14 protein-coding genes are annotated in these 14,714 nt (G+C 63.6%); 8 read left to right on the top strand and 6 right to left on the bottom strand.

Annotated elements, in window-relative coordinates; all coding sequences use genetic code 11:
* Positions 1 to 78 precede the first annotated feature (78 nt).
* From AC2YI2_RS01830 to AC2YI2_RS01820, 3 genes are all read right to left on the bottom strand, one after another.
* Positions 79 to 1,473 (bottom strand): putative bifunctional diguanylate cyclase/phosphodiesterase, encoded by a 1,395-nt coding sequence (locus AC2YI2_RS01830; protein ID WP_487384709.1) that lies wholly within the window; start codon positions 1,471 to 1,473, stop codon positions 79 to 81.
* An 85-nt stretch (positions 1,474 to 1,558) separates the two neighbouring features.
* Positions 1,559 to 3,214, bottom strand: coding sequence for a response regulator (locus tag AC2YI2_RS01825; RefSeq protein WP_487384708.1), 1,656 nt, complete (start codon positions 3,212 to 3,214; stop codon positions 1,559 to 1,561).
* 237 nt (positions 3,215 to 3,451) lie between these two features.
* On the bottom strand, positions 3,452 to 5,224 hold the full coding sequence (locus AC2YI2_RS01820) for a monovalent cation:proton antiporter-2 (CPA2) family protein (RefSeq protein ID WP_487384707.1): 1,773 nt from the start codon (positions 5,222 to 5,224) through the stop codon (positions 3,452 to 3,454).
* 117 nt (positions 5,225 to 5,341) lie between these two features.
* Between AC2YI2_RS01820 and AC2YI2_RS01815 the strand changes: the two genes are divergently transcribed.
* The 6 genes from AC2YI2_RS01815 (at position 5,342) to lpxK (ending at position 11,062) form a co-directional block, all read left to right on the top strand.
* Positions 5,342 to 6,688: a TldD/PmbA family protein gene (locus AC2YI2_RS01815; RefSeq protein WP_487384706.1), complete on the top strand. Its 1,347-nt coding sequence runs from the start codon at positions 5,342 to 5,344 to the stop codon at positions 6,686 to 6,688.
* Positions 6,689 to 6,697: 9 nt separating this feature from the next.
* A complete protein-coding gene (locus AC2YI2_RS01810; RefSeq protein WP_487384705.1) occupies positions 6,698 to 7,489 on the top strand; it encodes a 3'(2'),5'-bisphosphate nucleotidase CysQ in 792 nt (263 codons plus the stop codon).
* 158 nt (positions 7,490 to 7,647) lie between these two features.
* On the top strand, positions 7,648 to 7,881 hold the full coding sequence (locus AC2YI2_RS01805) for a DUF4170 domain-containing protein (RefSeq protein ID WP_487384704.1): 234 nt from the start codon (positions 7,648 to 7,650) through the stop codon (positions 7,879 to 7,881).
* Positions 7,882 to 7,906: 25 nt separating this feature from the next.
* Positions 7,907 to 9,232, top strand: a complete 1,326-nt coding sequence (gene waaA, locus AC2YI2_RS01800; RefSeq protein ID WP_487384703.1) for a lipid IV(A) 3-deoxy-D-manno-octulosonic acid transferase — start codon at positions 7,907 to 7,909, stop codon at positions 9,230 to 9,232.
* 8 nt (positions 9,233 to 9,240) lie between these two features.
* Positions 9,241 to 9,948: an HAD family hydrolase gene (locus AC2YI2_RS01795; RefSeq protein WP_487384702.1), complete on the top strand. Its 708-nt coding sequence runs from the start codon at positions 9,241 to 9,243 to the stop codon at positions 9,946 to 9,948.
* Positions 9,949 to 10,033: 85 nt separating this feature from the next.
* Positions 10,034 to 11,062 carry a tetraacyldisaccharide 4'-kinase gene (gene lpxK / locus AC2YI2_RS01790; RefSeq protein ID WP_487384701.1) on the top strand — a complete coding sequence of 343 codons (1,029 nt, stop codon included), beginning with the start codon at positions 10,034 to 10,036 and terminating at the stop codon, positions 11,060 to 11,062.
* An 8-nt stretch (positions 11,063 to 11,070) separates the two neighbouring features.
* Here lpxK and AC2YI2_RS01785 read toward each other — a convergent pair whose 3' ends face one another.
* On the bottom strand, positions 11,071 to 11,676 hold the full coding sequence (locus AC2YI2_RS01785) for a TetR/AcrR family transcriptional regulator (RefSeq protein WP_487384700.1): 606 nt from the start codon (positions 11,674 to 11,676) through the stop codon (positions 11,071 to 11,073).
* A gap of 48 nt (positions 11,677 to 11,724) precedes the next feature.
* Between AC2YI2_RS01785 and AC2YI2_RS01780 the strand changes: the two genes are divergently transcribed.
* Together AC2YI2_RS01780 and AC2YI2_RS01775 are read left to right on the top strand one after the other, a co-directional pair.
* Positions 11,725 to 12,201, top strand: a complete 477-nt coding sequence (locus AC2YI2_RS01780) for a VOC family protein (protein ID WP_487384699.1) — start codon at positions 11,725 to 11,727, stop codon at positions 12,199 to 12,201.
* Positions 12,198 to 12,572: a nuclear transport factor 2 family protein gene (locus tag AC2YI2_RS01775; RefSeq protein WP_487384698.1), complete on the top strand. Its 375-nt coding sequence runs from the start codon at positions 12,198 to 12,200 to the stop codon at positions 12,570 to 12,572. Before AC2YI2_RS01780 ends, AC2YI2_RS01775 begins: the two co-directional genes overlap by 4 nt.
* A gap of 7 nt (positions 12,573 to 12,579) precedes the next feature.
* On the opposite strand, the gene AC2YI2_RS01770 is transcribed toward AC2YI2_RS01775, so the two are convergent.
* Positions 12,580 to 12,810 (bottom strand): DUF2093 domain-containing protein, encoded by a 231-nt coding sequence (locus AC2YI2_RS01770; protein WP_487385274.1) that lies wholly within the window; start codon positions 12,808 to 12,810, stop codon positions 12,580 to 12,582.
* Between the two features lie 59 nt (positions 12,811 to 12,869).
* Positions 12,870 to 14,687 carry a DNA mismatch repair endonuclease MutL gene (gene mutL / locus AC2YI2_RS01765; RefSeq protein ID WP_487384697.1) on the bottom strand — a complete coding sequence of 606 codons (1,818 nt, stop codon included), beginning with the start codon at positions 14,685 to 14,687 and terminating at the stop codon, positions 12,870 to 12,872.
* Positions 14,688 to 14,714 lie beyond the last annotated feature (27 nt).

Below are 14,714 nucleotides of genomic sequence, written 5' to 3'. Positions count from 1 at the left end.
TCGGCTGACTTGGGCGTCCGGTTCCCCGCGTGACAGGTCGAAGCTGTCAGCAGGCGCGGGCCTCGGTTCTACGAGGCCCTAGGCGCTGACGGCGATGGGCGCCAGTTCCGCCGGCAGGCGGTCAATGTATTTCTCGCTGATATAGGCGCGGGTTGCCTCGCTATCCACGGGCTTGCCGTAGAAATAACCCTGGCCCATGCCGCAGCCGAGTGCCTTGAGCTTGAGCGCTTCCTCGAAGTCCTCGATGCCTTCGGCGACGACTTCGAGATTGAGACCTTCGCACATGGTGATGATCGCCTTGACGATGTGTTCCGAGGCGCTGTCCGAGGTGATGCGCGAGACGAAGGCGCGGTCGATCTTGACCTTGTCGAAGGCGAAGTCGCGCAGCCGCGACAGGCTCGACTGGCCGGTGCCGAAATCGTCGAGCGCGATACGAATGCCGACGGCGCGAAGCTCGTTGACGATCTTCTGGGCCGTGACCGGATCGGTCATCATCGCCGTTTCCGTGATCTCCAGTTCCACGCGCGACAGGTCGAGGCCGGTGCGGTTGATGATGGCGACGGTGTTGAAGGCTGTCGTCGGATCGATCAGCTGGGCGGACGATAGATTGAAGGACAGGAAGAGTTCGCGGGGCCAGGAAAGAGCGGCCTCGGCCGCCTTGCGCAGCAGCGTTTCCGAAAGCGAGTCGATGAAGCCACGTTCCTCGGCCAGCGGCACGAAGGTCGCGGGTGAGACGAAGCCGAGATCCTTGTCGATCCAGCGCGCCAAGGCCTCAAAGCCGACGACCGTGTCATTGGCGAGATTGACGATCGGCTGAAAATGGACGTCGACCTCGTCGGCGATGATGGCGTTGCGCAGCGCTTGTTCGAGTTGCGTCGCACGCTTCATCTGCTCGGCGATCTCCGTCGAATAGACGGTGATCTGGCCGCGACCGCGGCGCTTGGCGCGATAAAGTGCGGTCTCGGCGCTCTTGATCAGCTCATCGAAGCCTTCGCCGGCGAAGGGGTGGATGGCGAAGCCGAAGGAGGCGGAAAGGCGGACGTTGCGGTCGCCGAGATCGTAGGGCGCCGACAGCACTTCCTTGAGCATGGCGCCCATCTTCTCGGCGCTGCGGCGCTCGAAGATCAGCGGCAGCAAGAAAGCGAATTCGTCGCCCTCCCAGCGCACGACGGTCGCGCCATCGGGAATGCAGGCCTTGAGACGATGCGCGACCTGGCAAAGGATCTGGTCGCCGGCGGAGGGCCCGAACAGGTCGTTGATGGGCTTGAAGCCGTCGAGATTGCCGATACCGACCGTAAACGGAGCCGGATCGGCGGCACGGTCGGCGATCAGCTGGCGCAGCTTGTCGCGCAGGCGGTGCCTGTTGCCGAGCCCGGTCAGCGGGTCGGTATAGGCCATGGCCTGCAATTCGTTGTGACTCGCGGGGAACGTCTCCGGTGTCGAGCCGATCATGGTTGGTATCTCTGCATTCATGGCGGCGATGTCATTCGAGACTGGGGGTAAATCGTTAAGAATTGGCTGCCGGATTTTCTGATATTTGTCACGTCGGCAACATTCCTCATGATGGGGCGGCCGGCCCGGCATGGCCCTTCGTCTCAGCCGCCAGGAGATCGGGGACGAGGGCGCCGAGTGCTTCGGCGCTGAGCGGTTTCGACAGGCTGTAGTCGAAGCCTGCGGCCTTTGCCTGATTGTGGTGCTCCTCGCTCTCCCGGGCTACGAGAGCAATCAGCACAGCCGACGGATCGATCCGCCGCAGGCCGAGGGCAAGATCATGGATGGACATGTCGGGCAGGGTCGTATCGGACAACACGAGCCGCGGGGCATGTTCGGCACAATCGGCAAGGCCCTCGGCAGCTGAACCGGCGATGCGGAAATTGACCGACAGGCTGCCCAGCATCTGCTCCAGCACCATGCGGTTGATCGGATTGTCCTCGATCGCAAGGACATCCAAACCGGCCGAGCCTGAGGCCTGCTCCACAGGGAGACTTTCCGCCTGCTCGTCGATCGCGGAATCCGGAGGCTCGATCGAGGGAGCCACGAGCGACTGTCGCTGCTGCGGCAGGGCATTGAGGATCTCGGCCAGGGCTCGCGACTCGGTCGCGCCTTCCGGCAGCATGCGGAAGTTCAGGTGGTTGGCGGCAGCGATACTGAAGGCCAGCGGATCGAAATCCTGATCGATGATCACGAGGTCGATCGCGATATGGGCTGCGTCCGCTGCTGGAAGGAAGGCGGCGAATTCCGGCACGTCTCTGATGTAGCAGAGGTCGGTGTCATGGGCGCGGAGCGCGAGCTTCAAGGCCTGATCGTGCCGCTGCGTCTCGGTCAGGAAGAGCACGTTCCGGCTCGGCCTGGCATCTGACGCTTGGGGAACTGGCGCAGGCGTCAGGACGGCTTCGAAGCTGTCGATGGTTTCGCCACGATCTTCGGCGCGCCTGGCCTCTTCGGTCAGGCTGACGGCGATGTAGTGACTGCCCGGTTTGCCGAGCCGCCGCGCGCGGCGCTCCAGTGCGAAGGTCTCGCTATCCGGCCGCGTATGGACGATATGGGCAAGTCCCGGCTCGCCGTTCGAGAGCAGCTGCCAGTCCATCTGCTCAACGCGACCCGCAAGCTCCGGTGAAAGCGCCTGCCAGGTACCCTGCCCAAGGATCGCTTCCTGGGTCGTACCGATCAGCCTGCAGAATTCCTGATTGACTGCGACATAGTTGAGATTGCGGTCCTTGACCGCGACGGCGACGGGCAGCGTGTCGAGAATATCCTCGGTAAGTTTCACACGCTCCTGCTCGGCGCGAAGCAGGATCTCCTTCTTCCTCTGTTCCGTCACGTCCTGGATGACGACGAAGCCGAGGCCGGACGAGAAGCGGCGGCTGACGACGCGCATCCAGCGATCCGGTCCTGCCTGCTCGATCTTGTCAACGCGCTCTTTCCACGCAGAGGCGATGCGCTCGGCAATCCAGTTCTCACGGCCGGCGATGCCCGGGCGCTCGTTGTCGCCGAAGCGCAGGCCGGCATCGTAGAGTGCACCATAGAGGTCTCGGGCACGGCCACCGGGTGCAATGGCGGACTCGCGAATCTGGAAGAGATGGAGCAGCCGGATGCTGGCAAAGCTGATTTCGTCGAGCTTGTCGGTCACGAATATAGCTGCGCCGAGGGCCTCGCAGAAGACCTCGAGCAGGTTGCATTGCAGCATAGCGTCGAACGACGCGGCCTCATTCATCGGAGTCTCGAACACTTCCGGTCTGAACTGGATGTCATGCTGGAGGGCCGCTGAAGCAGGTTGCGTCTCGTTGCGGGCGCCCAGCATCTTGCCCGTAACGCGAAAGTCGGCCGAAGCCGCCACCCGCCGTCATTTCAGTCGCGAGTATCTGACATGGTAAGCATTAATGCCTGCTTAAGTTTCGGCTAATTAGCCGAAAATTTTGTTACATTTCGGGAAATTAGCCGAATTGGCCGCCTATTCTGCAGCCTCCTTGCGCGGCTTGACGAGAGGCTCGGGCTGCATCGGCTGGTTGATCATCAGCTCGCGTCCGGCCGCAATGCCTTCCACAGCTTGTAGTTGTAGGCGCGCTTCGTCTCGCTTGCGGATATCATCAGCGATAGCCGTCGCATCGTGCTCGTCCATGCCGAGTCCCTCGAGCGTCTTGCGGCCGAAGAGCAGGGCTGATTCGATGGTTTCGCGGACCTCGTAGTCCACACCCTTCTGGCGGAGCGTGAGCGTATGCGTGCGGTCATAGGAACGGGCATAGATACGGGCCTCGGGATATTCCGCCTGGATGAGGTCGACGATCCGGTCCGTCACGTCACGATGATTGGTACAGACGGCGATGATCTTGGCCTTGGCGATACCGGCTGAATCGAGGACGTCCTTGCGGGTGCCGTCGCCGAAATAGATGCGGAAGCCGAAGCGCGAGGCCTGGCGGATGCGGTCGGCGGATTGGTCGATCACGGTCACCGAGCGGCCGCCGGCGAGCAGCACCTGGGCGACGATCTGGCCGAAGCGCGAAAAGCCGATCATGAAGACCTCGGCGCCATGCGCACCCTCGAAATCCTCGTCGAGTTCCTCGCTCTCCTCGGCCGGTGCGAGATAGCGCGGCAGGATCGCGACGACGGGCGTGAGCGCCATGGTGACGGTGACGATGGCGATCAGCAGGGAGCTCGTCGAGGCGTCGAACAGACCGGCGGCCGTCGCCGTGGTGAAGAGCACGAAGCCGAATTCGCCGCCCTGCGACAGCAGGAAAGCCTGCTGCAGCGAGTCGAACTTGCTCGAACCGGTGAGCCGGCACAGGGCGAAGATGATGGCTGCCTTCACAGCCATGACCGCCGGTACGGCAAGCAGGATCACCAGCCAGTTCTCCAGGACGACATCCAGACCGAAAGAGAGGCCGACCGCCATGAAGAACAGGCCGAGCAGGATGCCGCGGAAAGGCTCGATATCGGCCTCGAGTTCATGGCGATAAGAGGACTCTGCAAGCATGATGCCGGCGAGGAAGGCACCCATGGCCATCGAGAAGCCGGCAATTTCCATGACGGTCGCGGCACCGAGGACGACGAAGAGGGCGGCTGCGATCATTGCTTCCCGCGCACCGGTTCTGCCGATGATCTGGAAGAGCGGGTTGAGCAGATACTTGCCGATCAGGAGCAGCCCCACGACCGCGCCGACGGAAATCCCGACTCCCTGCCAGGAGAAGCTCGTCGACGCCTCAGCGCCGGGCGCGAGAAAGGCGGTCATCGCCAGAAGCGGTACGATGGCAAGATCCTGGAACAGCAGGATCGAGAATGAACGCTGGCCATAGGCCGTGTTCATGTCGCTGCGATCTTCGAGGATCTGCACGGCAAAGGCGGTCGAGGACAGCGCAAGGCCAAAGCCGGCGATCAGCGATCCCTGCCAGGGGAGCAGGCCGGAGAGGTAGGCCAGCCCCGACAAGACCGCACCCGACAGGATGACCTGCGAGCTGCCGAGCCCGAAAATGTCCCGCCGCATTTGCCAGAGTCGCGCCGGTTTCAGTTCCAGTCCGATGATGAAGAGCAGCAGCACCACACCGAGTTCGGCGACCGAGAGAATGTCTTCGCCGCCACCAATCAGCAGACTGACGGGGCCGATGACAATCCCCGCTGCGATGTAGCCCAGCACCGTGCCAAGGCCCAGCCGCTTGAACAGCGGGGCCGCAATGACGGCGCCGCCGAGCAGCAGGAGGGCTTCATTGAACAGGGCATGCGATGATGACATCGGCGAACAATTCCAGCTGCGGGCCCGTTTTGGCCATGGGGATCTCCTGAATAACTAGTGTGACCCTTGATGATTTTGCAAGCGCACAATAAATGAGCCTCAACAGAAAGGCTTGTCATGCAACAGCCCATTGATTCTCAAAGCCTCACCGCCCGTGCCGAAGAGCTCGTGAGCCTCGCCAAAAAGGCGGGTGCCACGGATGCCGATGCGGTGATCGTACGCTCCCGTTCGCGCTCCGTCGCCGTACGTCTCGGCAAGGTCGAAAGCGTGGATGCCTCTGAGGGCGACGACTTCTCCCTCCGCGTCTTTGTCGGCAAGCGGGTTGCCAGCGTTTCAGCCAATCCGGGCTTCGATGCGGCGACGCTTGCCGAGCGTGCCGTCGCCATGGCCAAGGCGTCGCCCGAAGATCCCTTTGCCTGCCTGGCCGACGATGTCGATCTCTCGCACGACTATCCCGATCTCGGCCTTGTCGATGAAACGGAAGTTTCCTCCGCGGAACTGACGGACCGCGCGCTGGAAATGGAAAATGCGGCGCTTGCGGTGTCCGGCGTCACCAATTCCGGCGGCGCCGGCACGTCGGTGTCGATGGGCGGGTTGGTGCTGGTCACCTCGCGCGGCTTCTCGGGCTCCTACATGGCGACCCGCTTTGGCCGCGGCATCTCCGTGATTGCGGGCGAAGGCACGTCGATGGAACGCGATTACGAGGGCGATTCCCGTTCGCGCTATACCGATCTCGATGCTGCCGCAGATCTTGGTCGCAAGGCTGCAGAGCGTGCCGTGAAGAAGCTCAATCCGCGCCAGGCCGATACCGGCTCCGGCATCACCGTGATCTACGATCCGCGCGTGGCGCGCGGCATGGTCGGTCATCTCGCCTCGGCGATCAACGGCTCGGCGATCGTCCGCAAGACCTCGTTCCTGCGCGACATGATGGGCCAGCAGGTTTTGCGCAAGGGCCTTGTTGTCATCGACGATCCGCATATCATCCGCGGGCCGTCCTCGCGGCCGTTCGACGGCGAGGGCGTTGCCGGCGAAAAGCTCGTCATGATCGATGACGGTGTGCTGCGGCAGTGGTTCCTCTCGACCTCGCAGGCCAAGGAACTCGGGCTGAGGACCAACGGCCGCGGCGTGCGCGGCGGCACCACGGTCACTCCATCCTCGACCAATCTGTCGCTGGAGCCGGGCACGATATCGCCCGAAGACATGCTGAAGTCGGTGAAATCAGGCTTCTACGTGACCGAGATGATCGGCCATGGCGCCAATACCGTCACCGGCGAATATTCGCGCGGTGCCTCGGGCTTCTGGATCGAGAATGGCGAACTGACCTATCCCGTGTCCGAGGTGACGCTTGCGTCCAACCTCAAGGACATGTTCCTGTCGATGATCCCGGCAAACGACATCGACCGCACCTATTCGACGGCGTCCCCGACCTTGATGATCGAGAACATGACGCTTGCCGGCCGATAGGGGGCGGCAATGAGTGTCATCGCACCACCTACCCTCGCTGACGACCTCGACCTTCTGGTCGAGGCGGCCAAAGAGGCCGGCCACGAGGCGCTGAAATTCTTCCGCAATGACGTCCAGGTCTGGTGGAAGAATGGCGGCACTTCGCCCGTCACGGCCGCCGATCATGCTGCCAACGATATCCTGCACGCCCGCTTGCGCGGCGCGCGGCCAAGCTATGGCTGGCTCTCGGAGGAGAGCGAGGACGACCCGGCTCGTATCGGCCAGGATCGCGTCTTCATCGTCGATCCGATCGATGGTACCCGCGCTTTCATGGAAGGCCGCGACACCTGGGTGGTGAGCGTTGCGCTGACCGAACACGGCCGCTCGCTGGCTGGCGTGCTCTATGCTCCCTCGCTCGACGAACTTTACATTGCCGATGCCTCGGGCCGGGTCGAGAAGAATGGCGAAGTGCTGCGGATCGTGCCGCACGACCGCCCAGCGCGCGTGAGCGCCGCTGACGACATGATGAAGCGCTTTGCCAGGAGCCTGGGCGAGACCGAGCGCCTGTCGCGCATCCCGTCGCTCGCCTATCGCCTGGCGATGGTCGCCGATGGCCGGCTCGATGCGACGATCGTCAAGCCGAATGCCCATGACTGGGACCTGGCAGCAGCCGATCTCATCCTCGCCAATGCCGGCGGCGGCGTGCGCGACGTTCATGGAGTGGCACCGGTCTACAACCTGCAAACGCCGCGGCACGGCATTCTCTTTGCCGCGCGCCAAGACCTGCTACCGCTGCTCGTGGCGAGCGCGGCGGCTGGTTGATGCGACTCCTGGACGATGTCCACCAGTGATCTCATACTGGCCGGCATCGAAAGGGTCACGGCCATTGACCTTTCCCGGATAATGCCGCAATCCAATGGTCGAAATTGACCGAACGGTAAAACAAGAAAAACGAAGACCAGAACGACAAAGGCGGACCAATGGCCGAACAAGAAAAGCCCAAGCAGCTTCTCCACCTCGTTTTCGGCGGTGAACTGGAAAAGCTCACCGGCACCGAATTCAAGAACCTTTCCGAGCTCGACATTGTCGGCATATTCCCCGACTACGCCTCAGCCGCGCAGGCCTGGAAGGCCAAGGCGCAGCAGACGGTCGACAACGCTCACATGCGCTATTTCATCGTCCATCTCCATCGCCTGCTCGAGCCGGGCAAGTGACCAAGTCGATGGGAGGCGACCGGTCATGACGAGCCTGCGCGCCCGTCTCGCGCTGTTCGGCTACCGCTGGGCGGGGGTGGCAGCATATCCGGCTGTCAGCACCTTCGTGTCCTTTCGCGCTGCCCGCGGCAAGGAGGAGCGTGCCCGGAAGTCCGAACGCTATGGTTATGCCAGTGCCGGGCGTCCCGAGGGGCCACTGATCTGGGTCCATGCCGCAAGCGTTGGCGAGACCAATGCTGTGGTGCCGCTGATCAAGGAAATCTCCCGCCGCGGCATCACGGTGCTGCTGACCACGGGCACTGTGACCTCGGCGACGATCGCCCGCTCGCGGCTCGAACACGAGGTGATCCACCAATATGTGCCGCTCGACCTGAAGCCGGTCATCGATCGCTTTCTCGAATATTGGCAGCCCGATCTTGCGCTTTTCGCCGAATCCGAGATCTGGCCGGTGACGATCATGGAACTCGGCCGCCGGCACATTCCGCAGATCCTCGTCAATGCCCGGATTTCCGATCGCTCCTTTCGCCGCTGGTCGATGGCGCCACGGCTTGCTTCGGCGCTGTTCGAGAACATGTCGCTGGTCATCGCCCAGTCCGACGCCGATGCGCAGCACTTCCAGGAGCTGGGTGCACTGCCGGTGCTGATCTCGGGCAATCTCAAGGCCGACAGCGACATGCCGGCGGCCGATCCGCTCACGCTCGCGCGCCTCAAGACGCAGCTTGCCGGCCGCAACACTTGGGCAGCGATCTCGACTTTCGACGGCGAGGAGAAGGCGGCGGCGCAGGTGCACAAGGCGCTCAAGTCGCGGATGGACATCGTGACGGTGATCGTGCCGCGCCATCCCGAGCGCTGCGACGAAATCGAGGAGATGCTGGCAGGCGAAGGCCTCAATGTCGCCCGCAGGAGCCGCAACGACGGAATCGTGGCGGGCACCGATATCTATCTCGGTGATAGCATCGGTGAAATGAGCCTGTTCCTGCAACTGACCGAGATCGCCTTCGTCGGCCGCTCGCTGACCGCGAGCGGCGGCCAGAATCCGCTTGAGCCCGCCATGATGGGCTGCGCTGTCCTCTCGGGCGGTCAGGTCGGCAATTTTCGCGAGAGCTACCAGACGCTCGCCCGCAACGGCTCGGCCCGGATGGTGCGCGATACGGAAATGCTGGCCAAGGCGGTTTACTACCTCATCACCAACGAGCCGGCGCGGCATGCCATGATCGACGCCGGCCTTCAGACCGTGCACCAGATGCGCGGCGCCCTGCAGGCGACGCTCCGCGGTCTTGAACCCTATATCAATCCGCTGACGATGAAGGCACGCCTGATGCCCCGCAACGGTGCGCAATCAGGCAAGTGAGGGACGGCTTGAAGATTTCCGGTATCCTGTTCGACAAAGACGGCACGCTGCTCGATTTCGCCAAATCCTGGGAGCCGGTCAATCGCCGCTGCGCCCTTTACGCCGCCGATGGCAACGTCGAACTCGCCGACCAGCTGATGCGGGCCTGCGGCATGGATCCCGAGACCGGCGTGACCACGGGCGACAGCCTGTTTGCCGCGTCCTCTACTGGCGAGATTGCCGCCGGCATGATCGAGGCCGGCGCGAAACGCCCTCTCGACGATCTTATCCACCATTTCGACCGCTTTTTCCTCGAAGGCGCGGCCAATGCCGTGCCGCTCGCCGATCTACGGAAGGTGTTTCTCAGCCTCCGGGAGCGCGGGCTGAAGCTCGGCATCGCCTCCTCCGATAACGAGGCCTCGATCCGGCGGATGGCCGAAGGCCAGCACATCCTGCCGATGCTCGACTACATCGCCGGCTACGACAGCGGCCATGGCGTGAAGCCCAATCCGGGCATGATCCAGGGTTTCGCGCGGGAATGCGAACTGGAGCTTTCCGAGATCGCCATGGTCGGCGACAATGCCCATGACATGCATATGGCGCGCAACGCCAAGGCCGGCCTCGCCGTCGGCGTGCTGACGGGAACGGGCGCCGAAGCGACCCTTTCGTCATTCGCCGACCATGTCGTCGGCAGCATCGAAGATCTCGAAGCGCTGCTCGATAGCATTTCCAAGTAAATCACCTTGATTTCCCGGTGTTTTTCGCGTTTCTTCGCCGCGGAACGAGAAATTCAGGGCTGATCCCATCACGGTCGGCGGGGACATGGTATCTGAAGCACCGCCATTCTGGTGGAAGAAGGGTGATCTGCGTGCCTGGCTGCTTTCGCCGGCGTCGCTGATCTATGGTTATTTCGCCAGCCGCAACATGAAGAATGCCAAGCGCGCCGAAGTCGACGTCCCTGTCATCTGCGTCGGCAATTTCACCGTTGGCGGCGCTGGCAAGACGCCGACCGTGATCACGCTCGCCAAGGCCGCCAAGGCGCGCGGCCTCAAGCCCGGCGTGCTGAGCCGTGGCTATGGCGGCTCAATGGATCGAACCACGGTTGTCGATCCCGACCATCATCGCGCCAAGGACGTTGGCGACGAGCCGTTGCTGATCGCCCGCGAGACGCTCACGGTCATCACCCGCAAACGGCTCGAAGGCGCGCGCATGCTGATATCAGAAGGCGCGGACATCATCATCATGGATGACGGCTTCCAGAGCGCGGCGCTGAAATTCGACTACGCGCTGATGGTGGTCGACAGCGTCAGAGGTATCGGCAATGGTTTCCTCGTGCCGGCGGGCCCTGTTCGCGCGCCGACGACCTTGCAGCTGGTCTATGCCTCGGCGCTCCTCAAGCTTGGCAATGGCGCGGGGGCCGACCCCTTCATCCGCGTCGCCGCGCGTTCCGGCAAGCCGGTCTATGAGGGTTCTGTCGAGCCAGTGGGCGATGCTGACGCCATCGACGGCAAGCGCGTGCTCGCCTTCGCCGGCATCGCCGATCCCAAGAAGTTCTATCGCACCGTTCAAAGCCTCGGCGCCGAGATCGTTACCAAGCGCTCCTTCGGCGACCATCAGCATCTGAGCGACGATGAGATCGATGACATCCTCTCGACGGCGGAGAAGAAGGAACTGACGATCGTCACCACCGCCAAGGACGCCGTCCGCCTTCGCGGCCATCACGGCCGCGCGCAGGAACTCGCTGAGAAGATCACCGTCATCGACGTCGAAATGGCCTTCGACTCCCCAACCACGCCGCGGCTGATCATCGAGGGCGCGCTGGCGAACTTCCGGAAGAGACGGTTGAAGTAGTTCGTCGATCAGGGATTGATGGCCAGCGCTCGCAGCACATTGTCCACCACCCCCCGGCCGAATGCCTCCGAAAGCGGAAGGTGGCCGACGAGCAAGCGGTAGAAGACCGGGGCGTAGAGCATGTCGAGGATCGTCTCCATGTCGGCCTCGGGCTGGATTTCCCCGCGCGCTGCGGCGTCCTCCAGAATGGTTCGGCCTGCCTCGCGCTGCTCCAGCATCACCCGCGTCCGGAAGGCCTTGGCCAATTCGCTGTCAGGCTCGGCGGCGGCCATGGTCAGCGCGATCTGCCGCCCTCGGGGCGTGGCGAAGATCGCCAGAAGATCGTCCATCTGCTGGTAGAGTTTTTCGCGCGTCCGGCTGCTTGAGGCAGCAGGCTGGGCGCCGGGCTGATCGGCCATCAGCGCCGCCATGGCGAGTTCCTGGGCATTCTTCCAATAGCGATAGATCGTCGGCTTGCCAACGCGTGCGCGTTCCGCCACCGCCTCGATGGTCAGTCGCCCAAGGCCTTCTGCGATAAGCATGTCATGTGCCGTGCGCAGGATTGCCTGTCGCGCGGCCTCGCTGCGCGGGCGGCCACGTTTCGGGATAGGATGTTCGTCCGGCTCTTGACTCATTATAAAACGTACCGTAACGTAATTAAAAATGACGGTCAAGGTGATGCTATGTCCAATGCCGGAAAAGTCCAGTCCATGTGCCCCTATCTGATCGTGCGCGGCGGAGCGGCGGCGATCGACTTCTATGTCGGGGCCTTCGGAGCGGAAGAGATCTTCCGGCTGACCGACCCCGGCGATGGAAGGATCGGCCATGCGGAGCTTGCGATCGGCGGGCAGCGCTTCTTCCTTGCCGACGAATATCCAGACTTCGGCGCGATCAGTCCTGACCGTCTCGGCGGCACGACGGTGAAGTTTCATCTCGAGGTCGAGGATGTAGACGGCTTTGTCGAGCATGCCGTCGCCAGCGGTGCGGAACTGCTCCGCGCACCGAAGAAGGAGTTCCACGGTTATCGCAGCGCCCTACTTTCCGATCCCTTCGGCTATGGCTGGTTCGCGATGAGCAAGGTCGAAGACGTGAGCGCCGAGGAGATGCAACGCCGTTGGGCCGAGGTTTCGGGCGGCACGCACGGGGAGGCGCAAGCGTGATAACGGAGATCGAGGAGTTCACTGAGATCGAGGACGCTTTCAACGCGGCGATGGTCTCGAACGATATCGGCCGCATCGCCAACTGCATCTCCGACGATTGGGTGCTGGTGACGCCGGAGGTCGGGCCGGTGAGCCGCGAGGGTATGTTGGAGGTGATCGCCAGCGGCCGGCTGACCCACGACATGATGGTCAAGACGCTAGTGCGCGCCAAGGTCTATGGCGACATGGCGGTGGTGACAGGCCGTGGCCGGAATACCGGGACGTTCCGCGGCGAACCGATCGCGGCGGATGAATGGATCACCGACATCTATCGCAGGATCGACGGTCGCTGGCGCTGCGTGCTGACGCATCTGACGCCGGCAATGAATTGAGGGTGGATCAGCGCTTCTGCACCGGCAGGACACCCGCGCGCCGATCGGCTTCGAGCGAGGCGCCCGCGTCGGCATAGGGCTCCTGGCGGTCGACGCTCCAGTATTTCAGCTCGTCGATCGGGATCTGTTTGCCTGTCACGGCGCAGATGACATAGCCGCCGGGCAGCAGAATCTGGAAATCGGCGTCGAGATACCGGATCTTCGCCTCACGGCTGCCGCTGCCTTCAAACCGGTTCATCATATCGCACGTTCCAGAATACTGTTCTCTGCGGGATATATCTTGGCCCCGCCATGCTTTCAACTGCGGCCGAAGAGCCTTTCGATATCCGACAGCTTGAGCCGGATATAGGTCGGCCTGCCGTGGTTGCACTGGCCGGAGCCAGGCGTCGCTTCCATCTGGCGGAGCAGCGCGTTCATTTCCTCGACCCGCAGGCGCCGCCCGGAACGGACCGAGCCGTGACAGGCCATGGTGGCGGCAACATGTTCGAGCCGCGAGCTGAGCGTCGCCGACGTGTCCCATTCGGCGATTTCGTCGGCCAGTTCCTTGACGAGACCGACTGCGTCGACCTCGCCCAGCATGGACGGCGTCTCGCGGATCAGGATCGCCCCGGGTCCAAAGCGCTCATAGGAGAGGCCGAGTTTGCGGAGATCGTCCGCATGGGCCATCAGCCGGTCGCAATCCTCTTCCGGCAGGTCGGCGATTTCGGGGATCAGCAGCGCCTGGGCGGGCAGGTCTCGGTCACGCAGCGCCCTGCGCATGTCTTCGAAGACCAGCCGCTCATGCGCGGCATGCTGGTCGACGATCACCATGCCGTCGTCGGTCTGGGCGATGATGTAATTCTCGTGCACCTGGGTGCGGGCGGCACCGAGCGGGAAGGACTGGGTGTCGTCTGCCGGGGCCGGCTGGTCGGCGCGCATCGCCGACTGCGGTTCGGCGGGCCGGGCCGAGGGCTGGGCGACCTCGCCGAAGACCGCTTGCGCCGCTTCGGCAAAGGCGGGCTGACGTGCCGTCGAAAAGGCGAAGGGCCGCGATGGTGACGCTGTCGGCGTCCAGTCCTGCCGCGGCGCCGGCCGGAAGCCGGGCGAGAAGGCCGCCATCATCGAACGGGCCGCCGTGGTCGAGGAGCGGTCGCCGTCGGCGGCGAGCGCCTGGCGGATCGCGCCGACGATCAGGCCGCGGACGAGACCGGGATCGCGGAACCGCACATCAGACTTGGCGGGGTGAACATTGACGTCGACCAGTGCAGGGTCGAGCGTGAGGTCGAGTACCGCGACCGGATGACGGCCCGACGGCACCGTCTCGGCATAGGCGCCGCGTAGCGCGGATGTGATCAGCTTGTCGCTGACCGGCCGGCCGTTGACATAGGCGAACTGGTGGGCCGAATTGCCGCGATTGAAAACCGGCAGGCCGGCGAAACCGGTGAGCCGCACGCCCTCGCGCTCGGCATCGATGGCAATCGAATTCTCTTCGAACTCCTTGCCGATCACCTGGGCGATGCGGGCCAGCCGGTCCTCTCCGGTTGCGGCGAATTCCAGCGTCGAACGGTCGGTGCCCGAGATCACGAAACGGACATGCGGGAAGGCGATCGCCATCCGCCGGATGATCTCGGTGATCGCGCCGGCCTCGGCCTTCTCCGTCTTGAGGAATTTGAGCCGGGCAGGGGTGGCGAAGAACAGGTCGCGCACCTCGACCACCGTGCCGGTATTGGCCGCTTTCGGCCGCAGATCGGAGGCGCGGCCGCCGGCGACGGATATCTCCGAGCCGTTTTCGGCATCCCGGGTGCGGCTGGTGATCGACAGCTTGGCCACCGAACCGATCGACGGCAGCGCCTCGCCGCGGAAGCCGAGCGTGCGGATGTCGTCGAGCCCGCGCTCCAGCTTCGAGGTGCAATGGCGGCGCACCGCGAGTTCGAGATCCTCGGGCGTCATGCCCGCGCCATTGTCGATGACGCGGATCAGCCCCTTGCCGCCGCCGGCCGTCGCGATCTCGATGCGGGTCGCGCCGGCATCGATCGCATTCTCGACCAGTTCCTTGACCGCACTTGCCGGCCGCTCGATGACCTCGCCGGCAGCGATCTGGTTGATCAGGGTTTCTGGGAGGAGCTTGATGGGCATGCGGCTATTGTTTCGGATTCGGGGGCG

The sequence above is a fragment of the Rhizobium sp. SRI_017 genome, assembly GCF_057586295.1.
The sequence above is the reverse complement of the archived record's forward strand: the minus strand, read 5'-3'. Positions and strand labels throughout refer to the sequence as shown.